This is a genomic window from Streptomyces sp. NPDC046335 (genome assembly GCF_055587985.1).
The window spans coordinates 25,764-51,263 of record NZ_JBVJFF010000025.1; the positions used below are offsets into that span (position 1 = coordinate 25,764).

Genomic DNA, 25,500 nt, shown 5'->3' on the forward strand with positions numbered 1-25,500 from the left:
CCCCTGGGCACGCAGGATGTCGGGACGGGGTCTGGCGGTAAAGGGGTCCGGTTTACCGGAGATGTCAGTGGCGCTGGTCGCAGGAGCCGGTGCTGCCGGAATCAGGCACGCTGTCGCGAGCGGCGTTGTCGACGCGCACTGCCCTGGGGGTGCGTGATGCGGGGCAGCGGAAGGCCGGGTTGACGATCGGCAGGTTCAGGGCGTGGATACGTCGACCCATGTCATGCCCCCATTCCACCGATACCTACGGCTACCCACAGGCAGCCCACAAAATGAGCGCCCGCCCGCTCAATGGAGCGTAATGGCCTAGTAAAGGATTCTAGCGCAGGAAAAAAGGAGCAAACCTAACAAATATGGATGCAGCGCTCAATTCGTCGGCGAAATGCTACTCGACGGCAGGGCCAGCTCGTGCCGGCTGCCGCGCCCGCTGGCCGCTTCGGGGCAGCCGGTCGGCTGTCACGGGGTGCCGGTTCGGTCCACGGGCTCGACGTCTCCTTGTTCACCGAGCCAGCGGGCGAGTTTGCCGCGTCTGCCGATCGCACGCAGCCGCCGTTCGGCGGCGTCCCGGGTTTCCGGCGTGGTGATCAGCAGGAGTTCGTCGCCCGCGCGGAGCACGGTGTCGTGGTGGGGAACGATGCTGGTGCTGTCTCGGATGATCAGGGTAACGACGACCGGTGAGGGCAACCGCAGTTCGAAGATGGCAACGCCGTGGAGCCGGGAGCCCGGGGGGACGGCGACGGTGAGCAGGTCGGCGTCCAGAACGTCGAGAGGGGCGGTCTCCACCTGTACGTCGCGCAGTGCGCCGGGTCTGGTCAGGCCGAGCCATCGGGCGGCGGCGGGCAGGCTCGGGCCTTGGATGAGAGTGAAGATGACGACCAGGACAAACACGATGTTCAGCAGGTCGCGGGCGCCGTTCACCCCGGCGACGATGGGGAAGGTGGCGAGCACGATCGGCACGGCGCCGCGCAGTCCGGCCCAGGAGATGAACGCCTGTTCGCGCCAAGGGGTGCGGAACGGCAGCAGGCAGGCCAGGACCGAGACGGGGCGGGCGATCAGCAACAGGACCAGGCCCACGCCGATGGCCGGGAGGACCGCGGAGGGCAGTTCGCGGGGGGTGACGAGCAGGCCGAGCATGACGAAGAGGCCGATCTGGGCGAGCCAGCCGGTGCCTTCGGCGAAGGAGCGGGTGGCGGCGCGGTGCGGCAGCTTGGAGTTTCCGAGGACGAGGCCGGACAGGTAGGCGGCGATGATGCCGCTGGCGTTCGCGGCTCCGCCGGCGGCGAAGGCGATGATGCCGAAGGCCACGGTGGCCAGGGGGTACAGGCCGGTGGCGGGCAGGGCGATGTGCCGTAGGGCGGCGACGCCGATGCGCCCGATGAGCAGGCCGAGGGCAGCGCCGACGGCCAGCTGGTAGAGGACGTTGCCCGCGATGTGCGCCGGGTCGGGCAGGTCGGCTGCGGCGGTGGAGAAGACCAGGACCAGGATGATGGTGGGGGCGTCGTTGAAGCCGGATTCCGCTTCCAGCAGGCCGGTGACCTTCTGGGGGAGCGGCAGGGCTCGTAGGACGGCGAAGACGGCTGCGGCGTCAGTGGAGGAGACGATCGCCCCGAGCAACAGTGCCAGGTGCCAGTCCATGCCGAGCAGCAGGTGGGCTCCGGCAGCGGTGACGGCGACCGAGATCGCCACACCTGCGGTGGCGAGCACGCCGGCGGGCGCCAGCAGACGCCGGACATCCGACCACTGGGTGGTCAGTCCGCCTTCGACGAGGATGATGGCCAGGCCCGCGGTGCCCAGGGACTGGGCCAGCTGGGCGTCGTCGAATTCCAGGCCGAGGACGTCCTCCCCGACGATGACGCCCACGGCCAGGAAGAGCAGCAGGCTGGGCAGGCCGAGTCGGTTGGCGGTACGGGCCGCGGCGATGCTGGCCAGCAGTACAGTGCCGCCGATGAGCAGCACCATATACAGCTGCTGCAAGGTCATCTGGGCGTCTCCGTACTGATGGCGATGGCTCCATGGCAGGCGTTATCGCGCAGGGGGACCGTGTCCTCGGGGCCGTGCGCGCTGGGAGTCGAAGAGGTGACCGCCGATACCTGCCAGGACCAGCCCTGTGGCGATGAGCAGCCCGTGGCCGATGACGATGCCGACGCCCAGGCAGGCGAGGGCGATGGCCAGGACCAGCCAGGTCCGACCGTGCCGGTACTCGCGCGGACGGCACGGGTGGCCGGATCCGAGAGCGTTGGCGAATTGAGGGTCCTCTCGATGCAGCTGGGCTTCGATCTCGCGCAAATGGTCGTCGTCGAAGCGGGCCATGGCTCCTCCTTCCCGGGACCGGTGCCGTGGCACTGGGTTGGCAGGCGGGTATGGCGACGGGGTCGGGGGGTCACGGGTGTCTCCTCCTCGGTGGGTCACCTCGATTAGGCCAGGGCGAAATAGCGAAGCCACACATACAGGGCCGACACGGTGACGGTGACTGCGGTGACGATCAGGCCGTAGCGGCTGAACTGCCAGAACGAGATGTGGTGACCGCTGCGTTCGGCAATGCCGACGACGACGACATTGGCCGAGGAGGCGATGATCGTGGCGTTGCCGCCCAGGTCCGCGCCCAGAGCGAAGGACCACCACAGCATTCCGGCTTCTTCGGTCCCGCCTGCCGACGCGACAATCTCGGAGACGATCGGGCTGACGGAGGCCACGAACGGAATATTGTCGATGACGGCCGAGGGGACGACCGATCCGAAGACCAGGGCCATGGAGGTGCCGAGCAGTTCGCCCTCGGTGGCTCGGGCAGCAGCTTCGCCGAGGTCTCCGATCACGCCGGTCTGCACCATCGCGCCGACCATCACGAACAGCCCGGTGAAGAACGCCAATGTCTGCCACTCCACGTCCTTGACGACGTCGGCAGGGCGCAGCCGGGAGACGGCGAGGAGCACCAGCCCGCCGCTGATGGCCACCACCGAGGGCTCCAGATGGAGGGTGGTGTGCAGCACGAAGCCCGCCATCACGATCACGACCACCACACCGCTGACGACGAGCAGCCGGACGTCCTTGATCGCATCCCGCTCGCGCAGCTCCATGACCTCCTCGACCCGCTTGGGGTCGTAGCGGAACGCCTTGCGGAACAGCACCCGACTCATCAGTACGAAGACGACCATCAGCACCACGACGATGGGCGCCATATGGATCAGGAAATCGTTGAACGACAGACCGGCGCGCGAGCCGATCATGATGTTGGGCGGATCGCCGATCAGGGTGGCCGCACCGCCTATGTTGCAGGCCATGACCTCGGCAATGAGGAACGGGACGACCGGCAGCCCGAGCCGAGTGCACACCAGGATTGTCACCGGCGCGATCAGCAGGACGGTGGTGACGTTGTCGAGCCAGGCGGACAGGAACGCGGTCGCCACCGTCAGCAGCACCATCAGCCGATATGGTCTGCCCCGGGCCCGCTTCGCCGCCCAAATCGCGATGAACTCGAAGACCCCGGTCCGTTTGAGGACCGAAACGATCAGCATCATGCCGAGCAGCAGGAAGATCACGTTCCAGTCGATTCCGGCCTCTCCGGAGTAGAACGCGTGCTCGGCGTCAGTCGCTCCGATCACCAGCATCACCACCGCGCCGCCGAGCGCCGCCGCGACGCGGTGCACCCACTCTGTCGCGATCAGGATGTAGACGGTGGCGAACACCGTCACGGCCAGCCACGCAGTGAGATCCACGAGGGCTTCTCCTCTGGGCGTTGCTCAGGGCAGCCGCCCGCTGCTTCCCGCGCCCCGCTCTCCTCCCCTCCTGCGGGCGTCCTTGCATCGACCGGCGCCGCAGACGCCAGGAGCGGGGCCTGGCCTCAACGATCACCCGGCGTGCAGGGGCGCCACCATCCGCACCGACACCCATATCCAGGGGTGGCGAACCTGTACGTGGAGCCGCTGCACGAGGATGAGAAATGGGTGCTGGCCCGGATGGACGGAATATCGGACGCACCGCCACGCTGGCTGTGCGGCACATCAGTGACAGCCAGGAAATGGGGTGCCAACGCACCCACCGACCGGACTGGACGGGCCATAGTGGGAAATCTCTACCGAGGAGGCCGTACAGCTGTGTCTCTGTTCTGGCGGATCTTCCTGATCAACGCCGCAGTACTGACCGCGGCCACAGCTCTGCTCCTACTCGGCCCCGTCACCGTCTCCACCCCGGTACTGCTCACCGAGGCCATGATCCTGACCGCCGGGCTCGCCACCCTGCTTGTCGCCAACGCGGCCCTGCTCCGGATCGGCCTGGCTCCACTGGCCCGGCTCGCCCGGGCCATGACCACCATCGACCTGCTGCGCCCCGGCCCTCGCCCCGCAGTCGCCGGACACGGTGAGATCGCCGATCTGATCGAGGCGTTCAACACCATGCTCGACCGTCTGGAAGCCGAACGCGCCACCAGCACCGCCCGCGCCCTGTCCGCCCAGGAAGCCGAACGCCGACGCATCTCCCAGGAGCTTCACGACGAGATCGGACAGAGCCTCACCGCCGTCCTGCTCGAGCTCAAACGCGTAGCAGACCAGGCACCCGCGCCCCTACGGACCGAACTGCACCAGGTCCAAGAGACCACCCGCGACAGCCTCGACGAAATCCGCCGCATCGCCCGCAGACTCCGGCCGGGCGTCCTGGAAGAGCTCGGTCTCGTCAGCGCCCTCAAGTCCCTGACCAACGAAATTCCCGCCCACTCGGGTCTCACCGCCCGGCGACGGCTGGAGACCGACCTGCCCACCCTGGGCGAGGAAGCCGAACTGGTCGTCTACCGCGTCGCCCAGGAAAGCCTCACCAACACCGTCCGCCACGCCCACGCCGAACACCTCGCGCTCACGCTCCGCCGGACCCCCACCGGAGTGGAGCTGCGCATCCGTGACGACGGCCGAGGGCTCCGAGCAGCCGCCGAGGGCGCCGGCATCCGGGGGATGCGCGAACGCGCCCTGCTCATCGGCGCCGAATTCACCCTCGGCCCCGGCCCCGGAGGCGGAACCGAAGTACGCCTCGCCGTGCCCGTCCGCAACGGGAGTGAGTGACCATGCCAGAGCCGACGAAGACCCGCATCCTGCTCGCCGACGACCACGCCCTGGTCCGCCGCGGCGTCCGGCTCATCCTCGACAACGAACCGGACCTGACCGTCGTCGCCGAGGCAGGCGACGGAGCCGAAGCCATCGACAAGGCCCGCGCCGAACAGCCCGACCTGGCCATCCTCGACATCGCCATGCCCCGCCTGACCGGCCTGCAGGCAGCACGCGAACTCTCCCGGCTACAGCCCGGACTGCGCATCCTCATCCTGACCATGTACGACAACGAGCAGTACTTCTTCGAAGCACTCAGAGCCGGCGCCGCCGGATACGTCCTCAAATCCGTCGCCGACCGCGACCTCGTCGAAGCCTGCCGCGCCGCCATGCGCGACGAACCCTTCATCTACCCCGGCGCTGTTGCCGCACTGATCCGCAACTACCTCGATCGTGCCCGAGACGGCGACAGCCTTCCCGCCAAGGCCATCACCGACCGCGAAGAGGAAATCCTCAAACTCGTCGCCGAAGGCCACACATCAAAGGAGATCGCCGACCTCCTCGTCATCAGCGCCAAGACCGTCGAACGCCACCGCGCCAACCTGCTCCAAAAGCTCGGCCTACGAGACCGGCTGGAACTCACCCGCTACGCCATCCGAGCCGGCCTGATCGAACCGTAAGGCCCGGGTGCTCTGGCGCTGAGGGACCCCGAAGTTCGTTGGATTGCGCACTGTCCCGAGTGAGCACTGTGCATCATGAAGTTGCTGGTCACGGGTCTGGGGTGCGCGGCGTTGGGATGCTCGTGCTGGTCGTGGGCGGGGGTCCATGGTGAAGATCGTCTGACCTGGCGGCCGGGGCCGCTGCCGGGTTCAGCTGCGTCGACTGCCGTGCCGCTCATACGATCCGTGGCCGGGCCGGTGCGCCGGGAGAGCGTGGGGAGGGCGTGGAAATGCAGGAGCTGGAGCGGATCACGGCTCGTAGGAATGAACTGGACATGCCATGAGCCGGATTCCCCGGACCATGAACGACCCAGCGGCATTCTGATCCTGGAGGACACGATGACTGTTTTCTCGTCGCCCAGCGTGCACCGTTTGGCCGCTCCAGCCGCAACTTCTCGCGGAAGGCCCGTCGTTCGTCGGTCATTCCGCCGCCTTGCGCATACCTCATGCCGTCGGCATGCCGCAGGGATCATGAGACGTTAGCCCCTACGACACCACGCTTGGAAGGGCAGTACGAGCAGTCAGAGGGACCCTGCTCCGTTCAGGCTTTGACGGAACCAAGCTGATGTCGTCATTGGATGTCAAATGTTCTTTCGACAGGGGGTGTTCTGGACCGGCAACGGTTCAGGCAGCTGTTGAACGACCCCGAGTTCTTCGAGCGAGAGCGCGGCCGAGTGGCTGGGACGGAAGCCGTCTGGCAGAGCTTCTGCGAAGAGAATCCGTGGATCTTCGGGTACGGCCTCACCCTCATCGCTTGTGGCCCCTTCGGCGACGGCAAGCTGGAGCGCATCACGACGGGCGCCAACATCTTCACGGGGGGCAGGAAAACGCAGTGACGCCGTCATGCGCTCCAACGGCTTCATCAGCAGCCTGCTGTTCTGCGAGATCAAGACCCACATGACGTGACTGCTGGCTGGCGCGCCGTACCGGCTCCCAGACGTGTACCAGGTCTCCAAGGACGTGGTTGGCGCCGTGGCGCAGGTGCAGAAGACCGCCTACAAGGCCCAACAGCTGGTCAGCGGTGAACTGCACAGACACCACCGGGATGACGGCGGCCCGACCGGCCTCGAAGTCTCAACCGGCCGCCCCCGACAGGTGTTGGTGATCGGAAGCCTCAGCGAGTTCACCGAGGACGGCGCGGCGAACCGGGAGAAGGTCGCCTCCTTCGAGCAGTGCAGGCGATCCGTCCATGGCGTCGAAGTCATCACGTTCGACGAGCTCTACCAACGGGCCTGCTTCATCGTGGAGGACCGCTGATACACACCTGTCCGCACCAAAGCGGGGGCCTGTTCACGTCTGGCTTCCGGCATTGGTTACAGCCTGGTGCGTGAGCGGCGAGTCCAGGGTCCGTTGCCAAAGCTCGTTCCGTTTCGGAACAACAAGGCCCTTCCGTGATGGAACATGAGGGCCGTACGGAACGAGCCGTGAGCGTTCACCGAGTGAACAGGCCGACGCCTTCATCGATGGGGGCGGAAGCGCCGGGCTCAGCGGTGGCAGGTGGCCCTCTCTTTGAAGAGGTCGAAGCCGCGCTGCATCATCGCGACCGCTCGGTCCGTCGCCCACCACAAGACCTGGGGGGAGCTTGTGACCTGGGCGAGGTTGACGCGCCCCTGGGTGTCGATGACGTCGCGCTCGAGGATGCTCAGGGTGCCGTAGACGTCGCCGTGCGCCAGTGAACTGCAGCTGCTCCACACGATCTCGGCCTGATCGGCCCCCATCGTGGTCTGCGCCCCGGCTTCGCGGACGATGTCCTTGTAAGCCGGGGACCGCAGCGCCTTCTTGGCGTCGCCGGGGTCGGCGCTGGCGGCCATCACCAGGTCGGTCAACTGCTGCCTGCGCTCCTCCGACGGGCGCTGCGGCTGCTGCTTCAGCAACTCCAGCATGTGGTCGGAGTGGCGGTACTCGCCAGCCTGGAGGGAGAGGCGGCGCTGGACACGTACGAGGCGGTTGGCGGGCGCGAGCAACCACACCGCTCGGGCGCTGTTCTCGAATGCCCCCCGCAGGAGCGAGTACTGCGCGTGCGTGTGCAGGATGAGCGAACGGTTCGTTCCCTGCTGCCCGCCCATGAGTGAGAAGCGGTAGCAGTGCAGGTGGTCGACGGCGACGCAGGCGTTGTGCGACACCTGGTAGGGATCGGTCTTGGCGTCGTCCTTGGCTAAGCGTTGTCCCGTAAATGATCTGCGGCATGCTGGGTGACCAGCGTCGTTCCCCGGTCACCCAGCGAGGGTGAGGTTGTGGAGGCGGGCGATGCCGAGCATGGCGTGGTGGACGCCGTCACCTTTGAGGCGGCAGTCGCGGAGGATCTTCCAAGTCTTCATGCGGGCGAAGGCGTGCTCGATGCGTGCGCGGACCCTGCGGTGTGAACGGTTGTGCTCCTCTTTCCAGGCTGGAAGGCCGGCCTGGCCGGGTGCGCGGCGGTGCGGGATGACCAGGCCGGTGCCCCTGTAGCCGCCGTCGGCGATCACCGTGGCGCGACCGACGGCGGCCTTGGCGCCGGACAGCTCCCATGCCTTGCAGTCATTGCGGTTGCCGGGCAGTGGTCGGCCGACGGCGACGACGAGCCGAGTGTCGGCGTCGATGACGACCTGGTGGTTGGTGGAGTACCGGTAGTTCTTGGACTGCTCGGCGATGCTGTGGTCGCGGGTGGGGACCAGGGTGCCGTCCACGATCAGGACGGTGTCCGTGCGGAACCGTTTGCGCTGCTGGGGTGCGAGCGCTGGTCCGAGGTGGTTGATGATGCGGTCGGCCGCGGACTTGGACACCCCGAACAGCGGTGCCAGTTGGCGCAGGGTGAGGTTGGTGCGCCAGTAGGCGGCCACCAGCAGCACCCGGTCCTCCAGCGGCAGGCTCCACGGCCGGCCCCTGCGAACCGGGTCGGCGCCCTCGCGCCGGAGCGCGGTGATCAGCTTGCCGAATTGCCTCGGACTCAGCCCGCTGAACGGGGGTATCCACGCGGGGTCCGAAGCCGTGATGACGCCAGCCATTTCAAGATCATCGCAAGTGGCCGAGGCGCCACTCCCTGTTCAGTACGTTTCAAGGGCTGGAGGAAGATTCGCGGTCGTGTGCGCTTCCGCAATGTTGAACACACTGGCGCAAGCCGGACACTCTGCCCGGCCAAAGGCGTATCTGATCCCCTCGGCGAGCCGTTGCTGCCCGTCTCGGCCGGCTGTGGCGTGCATCCATCGGCCCGGGTCACCGCCATAGCTCACGCAGATTGACGACTGCGCGTTCAGGCCCTGAGCGAGGGGCACGGCCCATCCCGGCACGCGCGGGGAACACAAGCCACGACCTCCCTCGGTTCGGGAGTAGCGGCAAGAAGCGCGGACCACCCCCGCGCATGCAGGGAGCGCGCTACAGTGCTTGGGGTGGCGACCCAATTAACTTGACGCATGTGTGGGCGTTGAACGGGCGGCGTCGGGTTCATAGTTTGCCGCCCGCGGAAAAGCGGGGTCACGCCCGGCCAGGCGCGACCCCGCAAGGACGGGTTCGCGAGACCCGGCCAACTGGCCGCGGATGCGGTCAGCGAAGGGTGACGAGGGACCGGCTATAGGCCATGGCGCCTCCTCCAGTCGCTAAACCAGTCGGCAACAGCTCGACCCGCCAGCGCTGACAGGAAGGTGATCCAGACCGTTGCTGGTCACTTCGTCTTGTCGCGAGACTCCCCGCCGTTCATATGCGCCTCCAATGCACCAGTGAAAGTGGCATGACCACGAACTCATTTGCTGGGCCTTGGGTTGCACGCGCCGGACGGGCCAGCATCGCAGAGACGACGATATGCCTTGCGATCGCGCCGGAGGCCCGACTTCCCGAGAGGTCCATAATCTCACCCCTCCCCCATATTCAGCCAGAAGGGCCTTTGAATTGCGCACCCAGTGCGCCACAACGCGCGTACAGCGCGCAACGGAGAACCGCGGCCATCCCCCAAGCCGGAAATCTTCACAAGTGGAATAACGCCGTTCGCCACCGAGCCGGGCACATTGAGACGCCCCAGCGACTTCAGTCTGGCGGTCAGTACCCCTCGCCGAACGTCGGCACGTGCACTGGATGCATCTCGTCGCGAATGCGGAGGAAGCGCACGAGGTGGCGGTGCCTGCCGCCATCGACCGCGGTGTCGGCACGGAACTCCGCCACCGTGTCCGGCCGTACAGGCGTGAAGACGAGGTCCTCGCGCGAACCCCAGCTCGCGCTGAAGTGTTGTCCGTGCCAAGGGTGGTCCGGGCCGCCGGGTGCCAGACGGAGAGCCACCTCGCGCCGCGCAGCCGCTGGCAGAGGGGTGGTGCGGGCGGCCAGACGCAGCCGGCCCGCGTGGTCGTAGCGGCCCAGCAGCAGTGTGACAGGGGCGTCCAGCGGTCCGGTGGCGCCGGCGATGACGGCTTCCGCGGTGTCGTACGCGCGGACCTTGACCAGCTCCCGCTCGCCGGGCCGATAGGGGCGGCGTCCGGAGCGGAGCACCACGCCCTCGATGCCCGCCCGGCCCCATTCCGGGGCCAGCCACTCCTGGGCCACGGCCCGGTCCGTTGCGGAGGCCACCAGCGCCCACGGCGCGGTAAGCACCCCCGTGGCGAACAGGGAATCCAAGACCTCCAGACGTTCCCGGCACGGGCGGGTGAGGAGTACTTCTCCCGCGCGTTCCAGCAGGTCGAACGCCACTACGTGAGCCGGTGCCGTACGGCCTGCCGCCGCTGCCCGCGCTCCGGTGAGTCGGGCGCGCTGCTGCAACGCGGCAAAGTCCAGCCGCCCGCCCTTGAACACCACCAGCTCGCCGTCAACGACCAGGTCCTCCTCCACCCCGGCGGCAGCGGTAACCAGGTCAGGGAACGCGGGCGTGAGGTCGGCGCCGCGCCTGGACTGGAGATACAGGCGGCCCGAGCGGAGGTAGGCGATCACCCGATAGCCGTCGTTCTCCAAACTTCGCTGTGTCTCATGAGACATCGCCGGGGTGATCGGCTCTCTCATGGCCGTGGTTGAGATCCGTAGAATTAAGGGCGGCGGAATCGACGGAAGGGTCTCCTGGTCCACCGGGCGGTACCAGTTGCAACCGGGGGCCTCCGCGGTCTGTCTTCATCGTCATGACAGCCAACCGAAGGCCGCAGTCCGCACCCAACGATCGGGAGTTACGGCTGTGGAAGGTCGGCCGAGCACTGACCCTCGTCTTCGCCGCCGCGGTCCTGGTCGCGGGCAGCATCTTCTACGGCCTCGTGGTGCTGCTCGACTTCAAGGAGATCGACAGAACGGCCAAGCTCGATGCGAAGACGCTCTTCGACCTGGTGAAGCTCGCCTTCGGGGTCGTGGCCGGGGCCGGCGCGCTCGTCGCCCTGGTCGTGGCCTACCGCCGCCAGCGCGTCGACGAGGCGGGTGCCCACCGCGAAGCCGTCCGACTGCACACCGAACGCTTCTCCCAGGCAGTCGACAAGCTCGGCTCGGACTCTCCGGCAGTCCGGCTCGGAGGCGTCCACGCCCTGGCGGGCCTCGCCGATGACGCCCCTGAGGACAGTCTGCGCCAGACGTGCGTTGACGTCCTGTGCGCCTACCTCCAGCTCCCGTTCACCCCCGACCCCGGCGAAGACCCGACCCACCAGGAGGAACACCACCGCTACCTGGCCTTCCGCAAGGTCCGACACACCATCCTGCGCCTCATCGGCGACCACTACCGACGCTCTCGGGGAACGCATCGTTCCTGGCAGAGCTGCAACCTCGATCTCACCGGCGTTGCCATCGACTGCAACATGAGCTTCGAGGGTGCGGTGTTCTCCGGCGCCGAGGTGTCCTTCCGTGAGGCGGTGTTCTCAGGCGGCCATGTGTCCTTCGTCAACGCGGTGTTCTCAGGCGACCGTGTGTCCTTCCACAACGCGGTGTTCTCAGGCAGCGATGTGTCCTTCCACAACGCGGTGTTCTCAGGCAGCGATGTGAACTTCTGGGGGGCGACGTTCTCCAGCGGCTCGGTGTCATTCGGCGGGGCGACATTCTCCAGCTCCAGCGTGTGCTTCAGCGAGGCGACGTTCTCCGGCTCCAGCATGTACTTCGGCGAGGCGACCTTTTCTGGCGCCGAGGTGTCCTTCGGCGGGGCGGTGTTCTCAGGCGGCCATGTGTCCTTCCACAACGCGGTGTTCTCTGGCGGCTGGGTAGGGTTCAGCGCGACATTTTCCGGCAGCCTGGTGCTTTTCTGGAGCGCGACGTTCTCCGGCGGCGCGGTGAACTTCCACAGCCCGACGTTCTCCGGCGGCACCGTGCAATTCGACTCAGCGAGAGGATCCGCTCCGGTGGGCCTCCTCGCCGCAGTTGGCAGCCCGGTGCCACCCGAGCTTCGTCTGCCCAGCGACTGGTTGATCGCGGATCCGTAGACAAGAGGGAGGCGTAATCGGTCGTCTACGCCCACTCTGGGCAGTTCGATGACCCAAGCTCGCGTACAAGGCAGGTGGGCGCGCAAGTCCAATCCGGTCCCCCTGCTTTACGCCTCCCCCTTTCGCACCCCCGTCGCACCGTATGAGACACAGCCAAGTGTCTGGAGAACCGTCGACCTTCTGCTGCCAGATCGCATCCGGAACGCGCTCCGCCAAGGGCAGGACCTCGCTGGAGCGAGCCAGCATCGGCTCAATGGGAGGCGTCAACACTCCACCACCCTCATCCAGCACCAGCGCCTTCGCCTGTTGCGGTACCCCTGTGCCGGGCAACCTCGCCGCCGAAACGCGCCCAACGGGTGCAAACGGCGATGGGTCCGCTGTTCGGCACCCGGAAGGCGCGAAGTCGTGCGCTTCGGCCTTCGGCATCTTGCAGGGCGACGGAAGTGAGCTGCCGAACCTCCGCTGTCAGGAACGCAAGAAGCTGGTCAGGAAGCCTCGGGTCGCCAGGACGCGCCAAGATCGGCAAAGTGCTGGCGGAGGACGCCGCGCTGCTCCTCAAGATCCTGCGAGGCGGGAGACAGGAGATAGACGTTGTCCTGGTAGGGGCGAAAGCCCAGGCGCTCCCACCCTTGGGCGACCTTGGCGTTCACGCGGTCCCATTCGGTCCTGTCCATCAGTCGGCGGTTGCTGAGGTCAGTGAGGCCGGGCGAGCAGACGATGGCCCGACAGCCGGACATGAGACGGGTGATGACTGGTGAAGAGGCAGTATTCCAACCCTGTGCAATTCCCCGCTGTGGGCGACGGCGAGGAGCAACCGGACCAGCTGAGAGTGCAACTGGTCGAGCCACTTCTAGGCCCAGGTGGGGGTCGGCGCGTATCTCGACCGCTGCGGCGGACGAGCTGGCAGCAACGGAGCCACACGCTCCCGCAAGTCATCAGGCACGAGGCCAGTCGCCACCCAACCCATTCTGCGGACACAAATTTAACGGCCAGGCTCGACAGCCAACGTCATTGTGAAGTCGTCATGAAGGAGCGGGCGGCGAGGGCGGGGGCGGCGACGACGACGGGCAGGGTCACGAGCGCGAACGCTGTGTTGGCGCGCAGTGTCATTGGGGTTCATGGGCCGGTATTAATCGCCCAGACAGGGAAGTTGCGGGCAGCCGGGTGTCACGTCACTCGTGTGGGAGGGGCAGCCCTGCTTCAGGTTGGCGCCGATGGATCGCTCAATCCGCCGGGTCAGGCGGCCATGGGCCCAGTTCCGGTAGGTGGGGGCTATTTGCATTCAGGTGACCCTCGACGTTGCGGCCGGCCATCCAGGCCGCAAGGTCGCGAACCGCTCCGGAGACTTCGACTGTTTCTCCCGACCCCAGCACTCGGGTGAACTCGGTATCGGTGGCCCGCACGACTAGCCGAGTACCGGCCGGGGCGCGGGCAGCCAGGAACTCCAGAGCGTGAAGGGCGAAGTCCACTGACCAGTTGTGGGGGCGGTAGCCGACGTTGAGGTCAACAGCATGGATCTCTGCCTCTCGCCACCGTGCCAGTGCGGTATCCAGCACGGTGGCATGACGGAACCGAACCGGGCGCTGCCAATCCGCTTCCTTCAGGCGTGACCACCGTTGTTCCAAAGCCCGTTGGGCCATCTCGAGTTCCTCGCGGAGCTCCACCAAAGGACGACCAGCGCCTCGATCGATGGACTGATCACGTTCCTTCTGGCCGCCGTCGTACATGTCGACAACTGCGCCCTGCAGAGCGACCCGTGCCTGCCGCTCGAAGGCGCGGGCGTTGTCAGCAAGGTGGATGAGGACATGCCCTCGGCTCCAACCCGGTAGGGCCGAGGCTGCATCCTTGTGTCGGTCATCGAGTTGATCGACCAGTGCAAGTACCCGGGCGTGCGCTTGAGAGACCTGAAGTACGAGCTCGTCAGGGGTTACGAGGGAATTGACCACTGTTGCACTCTAGCTCCCGCTCCACTTTCGATACACGCTTTTATCGAGGTCGTCCCAGCTGGCTTGAACGAAGCTGGTGACGGTGACCGAGATGGTGGAGCGTCCGGTGCCGGACCGGTTGTGGGAGCTGTTTCAGCGGGTGGATCCAGCCGCCCCGGTGCGCCCGCCGGGCTGCTGAGGCCGACGTCGTCATGGAAACCGGTGCTGGCAGACACAGTGTTCGTGACTACGACGGATGCACGTGGCGCCAACTGCCCACAGGCTTCGGCCCCTGCGGGGCGACCGCGCACCGGCGGCTCACCCAGTGGAGCCGAGCCCGGGCGTGGAGCAGGTCCACCGCCTGGGGTGGGATGAGCTCAGTGCTCGCTGCGAATTGGACTGGTCGCGGTGCGCCGTGCTCTCGGTGAACATGCGGGTGACGAAAGGCGGTGTCTCGCGGGCCGAAGCCCGTAGTTCGCGACGAGAAGGGCTCGAAGGTCCCTTTGAGTGTTCTGCTGCCGCTGCCTCTGGGCCTGAGGTGTTGCTCAGGTATTGGCGCCTCGCGCCGTTACCTGCCAGCGGTCGACTACCTCACCGTCTTGGACTACCAGCAGCTCATCGGCGAGATTCACCGGTGTGCAGATGTGGTTGGGGACGACAGCGACGACCGACCCGAGGCGTGGCCCCCGCACGCCTTCCGGAAGCCGGACAACAGCGTGGTGCTCCCACAACCCGGTAATGGAGCCCTGCGGGAACTGGGGCAGGTAGCCGTGGCCCGTCACCCAGGACGACCGGTCGGAGCCCAGAACCTTGCTCCCGACGTCCAGCACGAAGCGGTCCGGGGCAGGAACGCTGATCACCGTTGCCGCAGCAAGCAGCGCCAGATCCTCCACACCGCATGTGCCGATGGCCAATTGGGTGGCGTCGTTGAAGACGTAGACACCGGGCCGCAGTTCATTCACCGCACCCGGCCGCCACCGCCCCACCGTCGGAGTCGACCCGCCGCTGACCACACGACTGTCGAGTCCCAGATCTCTCAGCATCTGTGCGGCCTCAGCCAGCGTTCGGTCCTCATCCCTTGCAGCGAGCTCGCGCGCCTGCGCGTCGTGACCGTAGCCGTGGCCTGGGAACGTGAAGACGCCCACGACATCCAGACCCGCGTCAGCAGCTGCCTTTGCGACTTCACCAGCAGTCGCAGGCTGTACTCCTGTGCGACGGCTTCCGCTGTCGACCTCGATGAGCACTTCGACCGGCCGGGCGCTGCCGCACACGGCCTTGCCCAGCCGCTGCGCGCCTTCGACTGATTCGACTCCGACCCTCAGGGCTACACCGTCCGCCAGCCGACGCAGCCGCTGCGCTTTGCCGGCATCGGGCCACACCGGGTAGGCGATGAACAGGTCGTCCACGCCGGATTGGGCGAATGCCTCGGCCTCGCTGATTGTGGCCACTGACAACCCGCGCGCACCGGCCCGCAGCTGACGGTCTGCGATCTGCGCACACTTGTGGGCCTTGGCGTGCGGACGCAGCTCGAACCCTTGAGACTGCGAAGCCTCAGCCATGCGCGAGATGTTCCTGTCCAGAACCTCCGGATCGATTACGAGGGCCGGCGTCGCCAGCGACTCAGGCAGCGGTATGTCCATCTCTTGCCTCCCAGCATGAAGTATGTAGCGATGATCATGGCAGGTCTGCGAAACAAACCCGGGTGTTTTGCCACTCCTGCCCCGCCACACGAACGGCCTCCCGCACCATGCGCTCGGCAATCCAGCCTTGGTGCCACCAGCGGCTCGTAATCGGCTGGACGGAGGGAGTTCAGGCGTCACGTATGTGCAGCAGCAGGCCGCCGACCAACAGCGCCGAAGTGGCCCAACCAGCGGTCCCGGCAAGGCCGGCCCAGGGGCTGATGGTCAGGCTGGGGAGATCGGTGGTGGCCTGGATGGTGAGCCCCGCGCTCATCGGCGCGATCTTTTGGAGCAGGTGCTGCCAATCCGGGTCGCTGATGCTCTGGGAGAAAACGGGAATGATGTAGAGCAGCCCGAGGGTGGCCCCGATGCTGGTGGCGGAGTCCCGCACGGCGGTCGCGACACCCAGACTCAGAAGGCTGATCAGATCAGGTAGAGGACGGTCCCGAAGACCGCGCGCAGCGTCGGCCCGTCGGACAGGGACAGGGCCCGGTCGCCGGGGTGGGGCAGGATGAGCCGCCCGGCGAGCACCGACCCGAGGACGGCGACCGTTGCGCCGACGGCCACGATGCCCGTGAGAGTGATGGCTTTGGCCGCGAGGGCGGTGGCTCGCCGCGGCACTGCCGTCAGGGTGGTGCGCATCGTGCCCGCGCTGTACTCGCCGCTGATGGTCAGCACGGCCAGGATGGCGACCAGCGCCTGGCCGGGATAGACGCCCATGAGGCTGATCTTGGTCGTGTCGCCGCCGCAGCCACTGGCCGTGCAGTTCACCACTGAAGTGGCCCCGGCGCCCAGGGCCACGGTCACCGCGACGGTAGCCAGCAGCAACCATAACGGGCTGGCGACGGACCGCGTCTTCGTGCATTCCGCGTGCAGTGCCAGTCTCATGCGTCCCTCCGGTCGAGAAGGACGGCGGCCACGGCCAGGCTCAACACCGCGTACCCGGCCAGGACAGCGAACCCCGCCCATGGCGCCAGCGGGTAATAGCCGTAGTACGGCGTGTAATTGCTTGCGACCTGGTCGTACGGCACAAGCGTCTGCTGGACGGCCCAAGCCGCACCCGGTGTCACCGTCGCCACTGCCTGCGACACGCTTGCAGGCATGAACGGGATAGCGATCAGGATGCAGGGCAGCACGAGGACCACGATGACCGTGGTGACCGTGCCCGCACCGTGCCGGAAGATGGCGCCGACGCAGAGGGCCAGCACCGAGGCGGTCGCGAGCAGCGCCGCAGTCCCGAGCGCCACCCGCAGTTCGGTCGAGAACGACACCGGGAAGATATAGACGCCCTTGGACCGGGCCAGCCTCGAACCGAGTTCACTCGCGAGGATCGCCCCCGCCGCCCCGGCGACGAAGGTGACGGTCCACAACACGATCGCCTTGGCGACCAGCAGCCGGCTCCGCCCCGGACTCGCGGCCAGGGTGAGGTGGATCATCTTGCTCCGGTACTCCTCGGTGATGAACAGTGCCCCCACGACGATCACTGCGATCAGCGCGGCGAACGTGCCGACGAGGATGTCCCGCAGGTGGCCGCCGGTCGGCATGCTGTCGCGGACTGCGGGCGCAACGTCGCCGGCACCGGTCACCGAAATCCGGGAGCCGGATACCGTGAACGAACCCGACCCGTTCTCCGGATAGCCGGCGAAGCCGGGGGATGTAGCCCCCACCTGACCACCCGTCCAGTTGCTACCGGCCCAGCCCTCCTGGGTACGAAGATCCCGGAAGGTGGCCGCGGACACACTGCCGACGGTGCCTCCGCCACTCACGGCAGGCGGAGAGGCGACGAACAGTCCGACCTGCGCGGTCGATCCGAGCCCGCTCACCTGCGCGGTGCCCACCTTGGTCCATTTCGTGCCGTCGGTGGAGGCATAGCCGGTGATCGTGTCGCCCCAGCGGTCCAGCCGCAACCGGCGGGGGGACTCGGCGGAGACCGGGCCCGGGGGGCCGGCCGTGTCGTTGAGGTAGCCGTCCTGCATCCGTACGCCGTGGCTGCCGGTGGCCATGATCGCCGCGTAGGGCGATCCCTGGCGGGTGCTTTCCTTGATGATGAGCCCGGCCTTCGCCCACGGCACGGTGGCGAGCCGCAGGTCTCCGGGACCCATGGGGATGCTGCTGTTGACCGCGGAGACGGAGACGGTGATGCTGCCGTTTCCGGCGAGCGGCTGGTGCACGAAGTAGAAGCTGTCGATGACCGGCTCGCCGCCCGGTCCGATCGGAATGGGCGGCGAGCCCTTCTGGTTGCCGCTGGCTCCGGCGAGCAGGGCGAACAGCACAACCATCAGGGCCGCCGCCACCATGGCCGTCACCCGGCCGCGGACGGTTCGAAACTTGGTCCACTCCGCGTGCACTGCTTGAACAAGGCCGTTGCGCCCGGCACGGGACGGCGGGAGCGTGGCGGTCACTGCGATACCTCCGTGGGCGTCGCCGCGCGGAACTCGACCGCACCGCCGGTGAGCTCCAGGTAGACCTCCTCAAGGGTGGCGCGGTGATCTGATACCTCCGAGAACGGCACCGCGCTCTGGCTGAGGAGCGCCACGATCCGTTCCGCCGGCAGGCCGCAGACGATAACGGTGTCGCGACCTGTGTCCGCCACGCTCGCGCCAGCACCTGCGAGCACCCTCATCGCATGCGCGGCGGCCGTGGTCCGCAGGGCCACCCGGTTCTTGGAGGCAGCCGCGATCAGATCGGCCAAGTCAGCGTCGGCGACGGCCTTACCGCGCCCGACCACGACGAGATGACCGGCCGTGTCCTGAACCTCGTTCATCAGGTGACTGGAGACCAGCACGGCACGGCCCTGAGCGGCCAACGACCGCAGGAATCCGCGCATCCAGATGATCCCGTCGGGGTCCATGCCGTTGAACGGCTCATCGAGCATGATGACCGGCGGGTCGCCCAGCAGGGCCGCAGCAATACCGAGCCGCTGCCGCATGCCGAGCGAGTAGCCGCCGGCCTTGCGCCGGGCTGCCGAGGCCAGGCCGACCTGCTCGAGCACCTGGTCCACCCGTCGCGCGCTCAGGCCCTGCGAGTGCGCGAGCCACAACAGGTGGTTGCGCCCGCTGCGGCCGGGATGCAGCGCCGCGGCGTCCAGCAGCGAACCGACGTGGGTCAGCGGGTGCCGAAGGCTGTGGTACGGCTTGCCGTCAATGAGTGCGGTGCCCTCATCGACCGCGTCCAGGCCGAGGATCACCCGCATCGTGGTGGACTTCCCGGCCCCGTTCGGCCCCACGAGACCGATCACCACACCCGGACGGACGGTAAAGGACATGCCGTTGAGGGCCAGAGTCGCCCCATATCGCTTGCGCAGTCCCGTGACGACGATCCCCGGGGCGCTCATCGCAGCCATCTCACGGTTCGAAATAAATGCATGCCGACGGTTGTACGCGGCACCCGGTTCCAGCCGGGTCGCAGCCGCTGCGACCCGGCTGAGACCCGGGAGGTGGCATCGTGGGCGCATGCCACCTCGCCCCTACGTCCGGTTCGGCCGTTCCGCCCGCACGACGATCGGTGGTGAGGGGCGGTGAGGGTCCTCGTCGTCGAGGACTTCGAGATCCTCGCCCGCTCCATCGGAACCGGGCTGCGCCACGAGGGCATGGCCGTCGACGTCGTCCTGGACGGGACCGCGGCCCGCGACCACTTGGCCGCCACTCGCTACGACGTGGTGATCCTCGACCGCGACCTGCCCGGCGTCCACGGGGACGAGATCTGCCGGCAACTCGCCCAAAGCCGCTGCGTGACGCGCGTATTGATGCTCACCGCGTCCGACACGATCGAGGACCGTATCGACGGGCTCAGTCTTGGCGCCGACGACTACCTGCCCAAGCCGTTCGCGTTCGCCGAACTGGTCGCCCGCATCCGGGCCCTGGCCCGCCGCGCCATCCCACCGCTGCCGCCCACCCTCGCATGCGGGGACATCGCCCTCGATCCGGCCCGCCGCGTCGCATTCCGGGCCGGTCGGCGCCTTGAGCTGACCTCCAAGGAGTTCGCCCTGCTCGAATGCCTGCTCGCCGCACCCGGCCTGGTCATCTCCGCGGAGGAGCTGCTCGAACGTGTCTGGGATGCGGCCGCCGACCCCTTCACCAGCGCCGTCAAGCACACCATGCACCGGTTGCGGGCCAAGCTCGGCGACCCGCCCGTGATCGAGACCATCCGCGAAGGCGGCTACCGCATCGGATCGTCATGACCTCCCAGCAGTTGGCCAGAAGGTCCTTGCAGACACGACTCGCGCTCGCCTACGCGGCGGGCATCTACGCCGCCGGGGTCTTCGTCCTCGTCGTCGTCATTGTCCTGCTCGCCAGCGTCGACGCGGCCACACCCGTGGGCCACCCCTCGCCGGGCGTGACCACCGGAGCCGGGCGCGGGATCAGCCTGCCCCACCTCCTGACGGGATCAGCCATCGCCTTGGTCATCCTGATCCCCGCTGCCCTGGCCCTTGGCTGGTTCGTCGCCGGGCGGTTCCTGCACCCGCTACGCGCCATGACCGCCACCGCTAAGAGCATCTCCGTTGGCGACCTTCACAGACGCCTCGACCTCGGCGAGCCCACGGACGAGTTGACGGAACTCGGCCACTCCCTGGATGACCTGTTCACCCGTCTTCAGACCTCCTTCGACGCCCAACGCCACTTCGTCGCCAACGCCTCCCACGAGCTACGCACTCCCCTCGCCGGCCTGCGCACCCTCCTCGAAGTCGCCCTCGCCGACCCTGAAGCCGACACCGACACCCTGCGCTCAACCTGCCAGGAGGCCCTCGCCCTCGGCGAAGACCAGGAGCGGCTTGTAAAGGCACTCCTCGTCCTTGCCACCAGCGAGCGCGGAATCTCACGCAGGGAAACCCTCGACCTCGCCCAAGTCGCCGAAGGAGTGCTCACCTCCCGCCGCGACCAGGCAACGGACAGGGGTATCGGCCTGACCGAACACCTGATGCCCGCAGTGACGGACGGAGATCCACGGCTGATCGAAAGCCTCGTGGCCAACCTCGTCGACAACGCCATTCGCCACAACCGCCCGGACGGGCACGTAGAGATCACCACCCGGAACACCGGCGCCCAGGTGATCCTTTCGGTCACCAACAGCGGGCCGGTCATTCCCGAAAACCAGATACAAAGACTCTTCCAGCCCTTCCAGAAGCTGGCGCCCGGTCGTAGCGGCCACCGCGAGGGCTACGGCCTCGGCCTCGCCATCGTCAACGCCGTAACCCAAGCCCACCACGCCACTCTCACCGCCAGCGCACGCCCCGATGGCGGACTGTCCATCACAGTACGGCTCGCGCACACATCTCACCTGGCCCTCAACCAGGCGCAGCGCGGCAAGGATGGGGTGTAGGCGTCCTCAGCGCCGCCCTGGCCAGGCGCCCGAACACCAAGACCTGCCTGGCCGGGGCCAGGCGTCACGCACGCACGAGGAGCAGCAGAATGTGGTGGTCCTCCCGGAGCCGGACAGGACGTTCATAGCGAGGGTCCAGGTTCGGCCCCGCAGGCGACGCGGTCTTGAGCCGCTCGCCTGGCTGCCTGACGCGTGGCCCAGTCTGGGGCCGCGGCAGCCAGACGAACCGTTTCTCCAGGAGGTCGCCGATCAAGTGGCGGCACGCGCCTACACCGGCCGCTTGCGCAGGTGCCGGTGTCCCTCGTCTGGGAACTCCGGCGGCAGCGGCGGGAGGACCGAGTCCAGGACGTAACCGCATTTCTGCGCGATGCGGCACGAGCCCTCGTTGCCGACTGTGTGCAGCAACTCAATCTCGTCGGCAGGCATGAAGTCCTGCCCGCCGAACAGCCAGTTCGTGGCGTTCTCGACGCAGCGCGAGGCAATACCCTTGCCACGGGCTTCGGGCACCGTCCAATAACCTATGCCGGTCGCGAGCGTCTCCGGCGGGTTGGCCGCCTTGATAACGAAGCTGCCGACGACCACGCCGTCCTCTTCGACAGCCCAGCTCAGATGGGTGCCATCCGCCCACCCCCTGTCCTGGTCGGCGAGCCAGGCGCGGGCCTCGTTCGCGTCGTTGATGGGGCGCGTCAACCATCGGCGCATCGCCTCGTCGCGGTGGGCGGCAACAACCGTGCCAATGTCCGAGCCCTGCCAGGGACGGAGGGTCAGGGCCGGCGCGGTCGGAGTGGATTCCACAGTCAAAGTCATTGGCGACGTCATGCAGACCATCCAACAACACGGTCATCCCCCGAGCAGAGCTACACCCTTCTGATTCATGCTGACCACCGGCCTCGGCGGCGGCGAGGTGCGGATGGTCGCCGACGTCGGCGCCACCCCGGCGCCCAGCGACTTGGCACGGGGTTTCAAGGAAGTAGGTGCAGTACTGGCACACCGACAACGACTGGTGGGGCTGGATGATTCGTACGGGCCGGTTAGGTGCGTGGGTGGGCCAGGCAACGTTTGTCGATGGTTCTGGGCAGCAGTCAGAGACCAGCACGCAAGTGCTGCTGGGAGCTGACAAGCCTCAGCCGTTTTTCCCCACCATGAGGGCGCAATCCAGATGGTGATCGTTTGCCGTCTGCTGGTGTGCTCAGGGGTACCAGCTATCCTGCCAGGCGGGATGCAATTCGTAGGGCAGTGCGAACGCTTTCATCGTGGTGAAGGCGAAGGCCGAGTCCAGGGACCAGCAAAGGCCCTTGTCCTGCTCGTGCCAGATTCGGCGTTCGCAGTCCCGCAGGATGCGCCGTTTGCGGGCGATCTCGTAGGAAATCTTGGCGGGGCAGCGGCAGGAGCAGGAGCTGCCGGGTGTGGTATGAGGAACAGAGCAGCCGAATTCGTGGAAGAGAACGGCGTCGTCCTGTTCCTCGTTCCAACGGTCGTTCAGGAAGCGCGACAGATCGGTGACGATGCCCACTGGCTCATCTTAAATTCGCGCGTTTCGCCGCAGCCTCCGGCCGGTGGCACTGTACAACGAAAGAGTGCACAGCCTCGCAGGCATCCCGATGGATTGCTGCGTACAAGTAGTCCTTGGCCTTCGCTGGCATCCTCGCCTCCTCATAGCATCAAACACGTCCATGTTCCCACCGGAAGGCACCCGGCCGTTTATGGCTCGTCGATAAGGCGCGCGATCTGCAGGACCGCAGACCGCCGGGCAGGTCGGACGTTCGCCCTGTCGGTGGCTGATACGCGTCAAGATCAGACCACATCGCAGGGGGCTGCGCCGGGGGCTCCAGCGCCTGACGCCTCCTTTTCCTCGGGCACCGTGACGCGCTGCCCGGCCGGCCTACCCGGAACACGGCGACGGCCGCCGCATTCCAAAGCCCCGTGGTCCGGGGAGCGCGGGCGGTGCACCTAACGGCTGTCGCGTATCTACTGACCAGATTCGAGCGGGCGTCAGAGGTGTGCAGTGCGCGCCGCGTGGGGCTGGGCGCGTCATCCGCGGCTGGACGCTTCTTGCAACAGGTAGTCGATGTGGCGTTGGAGGATAGCCAGCGCCGTCTCCGGAGAGTGGTGGCCTGCCAGGACGTGGACCGTGAGGCCATCAGCCACAGCAAGGAGGGTGTGTGCCTCGCAGATGGGGTCAAGGTGCTGTGGGAATTCCTGTGTGTCCTGGCCATAGCGGATGAGCCACACGATGAGGTCATGGAGCTTGGCATAGGTGTCGTGCAGGACGTCGGCAAGCTTTTCGCTAGCCGGTGCCTGTGTGACGAACGCCAGCCAGACGTGCGCCTGCGTCTTCACTTCCCCATCCACCAGGGCGAGTTCGGCCAGGGTGTGTGACAGCAGCGTGGATGCGGCCTGAGGGGCGGAGGCTGTGGCGATGCGTTGCTTGGTGCGTTCGCTGACATGTTGGGAAACGTGCTCCAGCGCGAAGAGCAGCATGTCTTCCTTGGTGCGGAAACACCGCTGGACGGCGCCCATGGACACGTCCGCCTGAGCAGCGACGTCGCGCAGACTGACGGCTTCCATGCCAGAACGCGCGATCAGAGTGCAGACCGCCTCGGCGATCCGTCGGCGTCGGTCCTCGTAGTCGACCTGCCTCGGCACGCTCACCTCCTCCTGTTTTCTGATGCACTTGCATCATATCCTGCCGTACTGCACGATGTGATGCGACCGCATCGGAAACGGTATGCACACACTGGAGAGGACGCCCGTCATGGGTAAGCAGCTCAAGAAGTCGGATAACAATGCAGGCCAGGGGCTGCTCTGGCTGTTCGGTGCCATCCTGGCCATCCAGGGGTTCGGCTCCACCATCACAGAGGCCGGGTGGGGTACAAGCTTCGGTGTCGCCGGCCTTCTGCGGGCAGCTCACGTGCCCGAGTGGGGGGCCCTCCTGGTCGGCCTTGCAGGCGCCGCCCTACTGGTGACAGCGGTGCGCCGTGACCATGCGCGGAGGCAGGCGCACCCACGCCCGTGAGCGAACCAGTCCCCAACCACCGCTGCAAGCGGTAGCTCTTGGCGTAACTGGTGAGATCAGGGCCTCAAACCTTCGTTGATAGCCCCGTTCACCGGGCTGAGCCCACGGCTGCCCCGGAAGCTGGTGACCGGGCTGCGCGGCGAGAGTGCTGACGCGGTACGGTGCGGCCGGCCCTGGAGCGTGCCACTGGAGGACAGGGCCCTGCTGGTCGCCGCCTACTGGCGCACCACCCTGCCCCTGCTGCAGCTCACCTCGCCGCTCGGCGCCTCGAAGTCCGCCGCCTACCGGATCATCAACGACCTCGGCCCGCGCATGGCACTGCAGCAGCGCCGCCGCTACCGCGAGGACACCGTGCTGATCGTGGACGGCACCCTGGTCCCCACCCGCGACCACAGCGTCGCCGAACAGTCGAAGAACTACGGGTACGCCACCAACCACCAGGTCGTCATCGACGCGGACTCCTGCCTGGTCGTGGCGGTCTGTCGACCCGTGACGGGAAACCGCAACGACTGCAAGGCATGGGAGGAGTCCGGCGTCAAGGCGGCGATCGGGAAGACGACCACGATCGCCGACGGCGGCTACCGCGGCACCGGCCTGGTCATTCCCCACCGTCGCATACGCAAGGACGAGGAACTGGTCGCCTGGAAGGAGGAACACAACCGCAGGGCCCACGCCCCCGTCGACCATGCCTTCGCCCGCATGAAGACCTGGAAGGTCCTCCGCGACTGCCGCTTGAAAGATGACGGCGTCATGCTCGGCATCGCCCGCCTGCACAACCTCGCTCAAGCCGGGTAACCCGAAACCACCAGGTCACCTGCCATTGAAGCGTCGTAGCCCGAATTCCGCTACGGGACAGCCCTATTCGGTGGCTCGGCAGGCGGTTAGGTAGTCCGCCCAGCTGGCCTGGGCAAGCCCTGCCCATACGGCCACGGTGTTTCGGCGGATGCCGAAGAGAAGAACGACATCCCAAAGCTCCTGGAACACCGCACTGGTATCAAGGAGATGGCACACCACCGGATACGGCCGCGACAGCCCGCTCTCCTTGCCCCACAGCCGAACATCCAGAACACAGTCCCCCGAGGCTCCCGCCTCGTCGCGCTTCAGCATGTCCACAGAGGTAGCACGCCCCACTGACAACAGCCCCAAATGGCCCAAGTTCGCACCAGCGTGAGGGGCGGGTCTTACACTCGCTGCGCGACGACAACGAATCGAGACGCATGCACGACGAGGCTCTGCAAAGAGATGGCAAAGCGGCCGAGTAAGGCCAGGTCGCGAAGGGTGCTCTCCGCGCGAGCGGAGGTGAGCCGGAATGGCGCGACACATGGGCAACGCACGGCGCGTGCTCTCCGCGCGAGCGGAGGTGAGCCGTGCCGCAGGCTGTCGGGCATCGGAGCGCCGGAGTGCTCTCCGCGCGAGCGGAGGTGAGCCGCGGCGTCGGTGCCGCACTCGGGTAGCTCCCCGTGCTCTCCGCGCG

At 67.1% G+C, this 25,500-nt stretch carries 27 protein-coding genes; 9 read left to right on the top strand and 18 right to left on the bottom strand.

Annotation, left to right across the window (positions count from 1 at the left end; translation table 11 throughout):
- Positions 1-64: 64 nt before the first annotated feature.
- The 4 genes from ACZ6JY_RS39230 to ACZ6JY_RS39245 all read right to left on the bottom strand — a co-directional run bounded on the left by ACZ6JY_RS39230 (position 65) and on the right by ACZ6JY_RS39245 (position 3,713).
- Positions 65-220, bottom strand: a complete 156-nt coding sequence (locus ACZ6JY_RS39230) for a hypothetical protein (RefSeq protein WP_469204151.1) — start codon at positions 218-220, stop codon at positions 65-67.
- 236 nt (positions 221-456) lie between these two features.
- Positions 457-1,980 (bottom strand): potassium/proton antiporter, encoded by a 1,524-nt coding sequence (locus ACZ6JY_RS39235; RefSeq protein WP_469204153.1) that lies wholly within the window; start codon positions 1,978-1,980, stop codon positions 457-459.
- Positions 1,981-2,022: 42 nt separating this feature from the next.
- Entirely contained in the window at positions 2,023-2,310 is a 288-nt protein-coding gene (locus tag ACZ6JY_RS39240; RefSeq protein WP_469204155.1) for a DUF3040 domain-containing protein, read from the bottom strand.
- A gap of 104 nt (positions 2,311-2,414) precedes the next feature.
- Positions 2,415-3,713 (bottom strand): ArsB/NhaD family transporter, encoded by a 1,299-nt coding sequence (locus ACZ6JY_RS39245; RefSeq protein ID WP_469204157.1) that lies wholly within the window; start codon positions 3,711-3,713, stop codon positions 2,415-2,417.
- A 378-nt stretch (positions 3,714-4,091) separates the two neighbouring features.
- On the opposite strand from ACZ6JY_RS39245, the gene ACZ6JY_RS39250 reads away from it, so the two are divergent.
- From ACZ6JY_RS39250 to ACZ6JY_RS39265, 4 genes are all read left to right on the top strand, one after another.
- Complete coding sequence (locus ACZ6JY_RS39250) at positions 4,092-5,045, top strand: HAMP domain-containing sensor histidine kinase (RefSeq protein ID WP_469204159.1); 954 nt, start codon at positions 4,092-4,094, stop codon at positions 5,043-5,045.
- A 2-nt stretch (positions 5,046-5,047) separates the two neighbouring features.
- Positions 5,048-5,707 (top strand): response regulator, encoded by a 660-nt coding sequence (locus tag ACZ6JY_RS39255; RefSeq protein ID WP_469204161.1) that lies wholly within the window; start codon positions 5,048-5,050, stop codon positions 5,705-5,707.
- 674 nt (positions 5,708-6,381) lie between these two features.
- Positions 6,382-6,582, top strand: a complete 201-nt coding sequence (locus ACZ6JY_RS39260) for a hypothetical protein (protein WP_469204163.1) — start codon at positions 6,382-6,384, stop codon at positions 6,580-6,582.
- Between the two features lie 103 nt (positions 6,583-6,685).
- Complete coding sequence (locus ACZ6JY_RS39265) at positions 6,686-7,003, top strand: Shedu anti-phage system protein SduA domain-containing protein (RefSeq protein ID WP_469204165.1); 318 nt, start codon at positions 6,686-6,688, stop codon at positions 7,001-7,003.
- 227 nt (positions 7,004-7,230) lie between these two features.
- Here the strand turns inward: ACZ6JY_RS39265 and ACZ6JY_RS39270 are convergent, their stop codons facing one another.
- The 3 genes from ACZ6JY_RS39270 to ACZ6JY_RS39280 form a co-directional block, all read right to left on the bottom strand.
- Positions 7,231-7,869: a hypothetical protein gene (locus ACZ6JY_RS39270; protein ID WP_469204167.1), complete on the bottom strand. Its 639-nt coding sequence runs from the start codon at positions 7,867-7,869 to the stop codon at positions 7,231-7,233.
- 90 nt (positions 7,870-7,959) lie between these two features.
- Positions 7,960-8,730 (bottom strand): transposase, encoded by a 771-nt coding sequence (locus ACZ6JY_RS39275; RefSeq protein ID WP_469204169.1) that lies wholly within the window; start codon positions 8,728-8,730, stop codon positions 7,960-7,962.
- Positions 8,731-9,754: 1,024 nt separating this feature from the next.
- A complete protein-coding gene (locus ACZ6JY_RS39280; RefSeq protein ID WP_469204171.1) occupies positions 9,755-10,678 on the bottom strand; it encodes an ATP-dependent DNA ligase in 924 nt (307 codons plus the stop codon).
- 266 nt (positions 10,679-10,944) lie between these two features.
- On the opposite strand from ACZ6JY_RS39280, the gene ACZ6JY_RS39285 reads away from it, so the two are divergent.
- The gene (locus ACZ6JY_RS39285) at positions 10,945-12,087 is read left to right on the top strand and encodes a pentapeptide repeat-containing protein (RefSeq protein WP_469204173.1); all 1,143 of its coding nucleotides are present in this window, start codon (positions 10,945-10,947) and stop codon (positions 12,085-12,087) included.
- A gap of 485 nt (positions 12,088-12,572) precedes the next feature.
- On the opposite strand, the gene ACZ6JY_RS39290 is transcribed toward ACZ6JY_RS39285, so the two are convergent.
- From ACZ6JY_RS39290 to ACZ6JY_RS39320, 7 genes are all read right to left on the bottom strand, one after another.
- Positions 12,573-12,737, bottom strand: a complete 165-nt coding sequence (locus ACZ6JY_RS39290; protein WP_469204175.1) for a hypothetical protein — start codon at positions 12,735-12,737, stop codon at positions 12,573-12,575.
- Between the two features lie 573 nt (positions 12,738-13,310).
- Entirely contained in the window at positions 13,311-14,033 is a 723-nt protein-coding gene (locus tag ACZ6JY_RS39295) for a maleylpyruvate isomerase family mycothiol-dependent enzyme (protein ID WP_469204177.1), read from the bottom strand.
- 524 nt (positions 14,034-14,557) lie between these two features.
- The gene (locus ACZ6JY_RS39300; RefSeq protein ID WP_469204179.1) at positions 14,558-15,652 is read right to left on the bottom strand and encodes an alanine racemase; all 1,095 of its coding nucleotides are present in this window, start codon (positions 15,650-15,652) and stop codon (positions 14,558-14,560) included.
- A 169-nt stretch (positions 15,653-15,821) separates the two neighbouring features.
- Entirely contained in the window at positions 15,822-16,082 is a 261-nt protein-coding gene (locus ACZ6JY_RS39305) for a hypothetical protein (protein ID WP_469204181.1), read from the bottom strand.
- A 32-nt stretch (positions 16,083-16,114) separates the two neighbouring features.
- The gene (locus ACZ6JY_RS39310; protein WP_469204183.1) at positions 16,115-16,498 is read right to left on the bottom strand and encodes a hypothetical protein; all 384 of its coding nucleotides are present in this window, start codon (positions 16,496-16,498) and stop codon (positions 16,115-16,117) included.
- Positions 16,499-16,575: 77 nt separating this feature from the next.
- Positions 16,576-17,988 carry an ABC transporter permease subunit gene (locus ACZ6JY_RS39315; protein ID WP_469204211.1) on the bottom strand — a complete coding sequence of 471 codons (1,413 nt, stop codon included), beginning with the start codon at positions 17,986-17,988 and terminating at the stop codon, positions 16,576-16,578.
- Between the two features lie 101 nt (positions 17,989-18,089).
- A complete protein-coding gene (locus tag ACZ6JY_RS39320) occupies positions 18,090-19,025 on the bottom strand; it encodes an ATP-binding cassette domain-containing protein (protein WP_469204213.1) in 936 nt (311 codons plus the stop codon).
- A 183-nt stretch (positions 19,026-19,208) separates the two neighbouring features.
- Here ACZ6JY_RS39320 and ACZ6JY_RS39325 point away from each other — a divergent pair, with 183 nt between their 5' ends.
- Together ACZ6JY_RS39325 and ACZ6JY_RS39330 are read left to right on the top strand one after the other, a co-directional pair.
- Positions 19,209-19,871, top strand: a complete 663-nt coding sequence (locus ACZ6JY_RS39325) for a response regulator transcription factor (RefSeq protein ID WP_469204185.1) — start codon at positions 19,209-19,211, stop codon at positions 19,869-19,871.
- 26 nt (positions 19,872-19,897) lie between these two features.
- A complete protein-coding gene (locus ACZ6JY_RS39330; RefSeq protein WP_469204186.1) occupies positions 19,898-21,010 on the top strand; it encodes a HAMP domain-containing sensor histidine kinase in 1,113 nt (370 codons plus the stop codon).
- A gap of 267 nt (positions 21,011-21,277) precedes the next feature.
- Here ACZ6JY_RS39330 and ACZ6JY_RS39335 read toward each other — a convergent pair whose 3' ends face one another.
- The 3 genes from ACZ6JY_RS39335 to ACZ6JY_RS39345 form a co-directional block, all read right to left on the bottom strand.
- Positions 21,278-21,829: a GNAT family N-acetyltransferase gene (locus ACZ6JY_RS39335; RefSeq protein ID WP_469204188.1), complete on the bottom strand. Its 552-nt coding sequence runs from the start codon at positions 21,827-21,829 to the stop codon at positions 21,278-21,280.
- Positions 21,830-22,199: 370 nt separating this feature from the next.
- The gene (locus tag ACZ6JY_RS39340; protein ID WP_469204190.1) at positions 22,200-22,523 is read right to left on the bottom strand and encodes a DUF6221 family protein; all 324 of its coding nucleotides are present in this window, start codon (positions 22,521-22,523) and stop codon (positions 22,200-22,202) included.
- Between the two features lie 518 nt (positions 22,524-23,041).
- A complete protein-coding gene (locus ACZ6JY_RS39345) occupies positions 23,042-23,656 on the bottom strand; it encodes a TetR/AcrR family transcriptional regulator (protein ID WP_469204192.1) in 615 nt (204 codons plus the stop codon).
- A 109-nt stretch (positions 23,657-23,765) separates the two neighbouring features.
- On the opposite strand from ACZ6JY_RS39345, the gene ACZ6JY_RS39350 reads away from it, so the two are divergent.
- Together ACZ6JY_RS39350 and ACZ6JY_RS39355 are read left to right on the top strand one after the other, a co-directional pair.
- A complete protein-coding gene (locus tag ACZ6JY_RS39350) occupies positions 23,766-24,026 on the top strand; it encodes a hypothetical protein (RefSeq protein WP_469204193.1) in 261 nt (86 codons plus the stop codon).
- Positions 24,027-24,101: 75 nt separating this feature from the next.
- A complete protein-coding gene (locus ACZ6JY_RS39355; protein ID WP_469204195.1) occupies positions 24,102-24,821 on the top strand; it encodes a transposase in 720 nt (239 codons plus the stop codon).
- Between the two features lie 63 nt (positions 24,822-24,884).
- On the opposite strand, the gene ACZ6JY_RS39360 is transcribed toward ACZ6JY_RS39355, so the two are convergent.
- The gene (locus ACZ6JY_RS39360; RefSeq protein ID WP_469204197.1) at positions 24,885-25,133 is read right to left on the bottom strand and encodes an HD domain-containing protein; all 249 of its coding nucleotides are present in this window, start codon (positions 25,131-25,133) and stop codon (positions 24,885-24,887) included.
- Between the last annotated feature and the right edge of the window lie 367 nt (positions 25,134-25,500).

Excerpts from the sequence above, each read along its gene's own strand:
- ACZ6JY_RS39235 (WP_469204153.1), bottom strand. The coding sequence starts at position 1,980 with ATGACCTTGCAGCAGCTGTATATGGTGCTGCTCATCGGCGGCACTGTA.
- ACZ6JY_RS39255 (WP_469204161.1), top strand. The coding sequence starts at position 5,048 with ATGCCAGAGCCGACGAAGACCCGCATCCTGCTCGCCGACGACCACGCC.
- ACZ6JY_RS39240 (WP_469204155.1), bottom strand. The coding sequence starts at position 2,310 with ATGGCCCGCTTCGACGACGACCATTTGCGCGAGATCGAAGCCCAGCTG.
- ACZ6JY_RS39315 (WP_469204211.1), bottom strand. The coding sequence starts at position 17,988 with ATGGTGGCGGCGGCCCTGATGGTTGTGCTGTTCGCCCTGCTCGCCGGA.
- ACZ6JY_RS39335 (WP_469204188.1), bottom strand. The coding sequence starts at position 21,829 with ATGACGTCGCCAATGACTTTGACTGTGGAATCCACTCCGACCGCGCCG.
- ACZ6JY_RS39350 (WP_469204193.1), top strand. The coding sequence starts at position 23,766 with ATGGGTAAGCAGCTCAAGAAGTCGGATAACAATGCAGGCCAGGGGCTG.
- ACZ6JY_RS39360 (WP_469204197.1), bottom strand. The coding sequence starts at position 25,133 with ATGCTGAAGCGCGACGAGGCGGGAGCCTCGGGGGACTGTGTTCTGGAT.
- ACZ6JY_RS39320 (WP_469204213.1), bottom strand. The coding sequence starts at position 19,025 with ATGAGCGCCCCGGGGATCGTCGTCACGGGACTGCGCAAGCGATATGGG.
- ACZ6JY_RS39280 (WP_469204171.1), bottom strand. The coding sequence starts at position 10,678 with ATGTCTCATGAGACACAGCGAAGTTTGGAGAACGACGGCTATCGGGTG.
- ACZ6JY_RS39230 (WP_469204151.1), bottom strand. The coding sequence starts at position 220 with ATGGGTCGACGTATCCACGCCCTGAACCTGCCGATCGTCAACCCGGCC.
- ACZ6JY_RS39275 (WP_469204169.1), bottom strand. The coding sequence starts at position 8,730 with ATGGCTGGCGTCATCACGGCTTCGGACCCCGCGTGGATACCCCCGTTC.
- ACZ6JY_RS39300 (WP_469204179.1), bottom strand. The coding sequence starts at position 15,652 with ATGGACATACCGCTGCCTGAGTCGCTGGCGACGCCGGCCCTCGTAATC.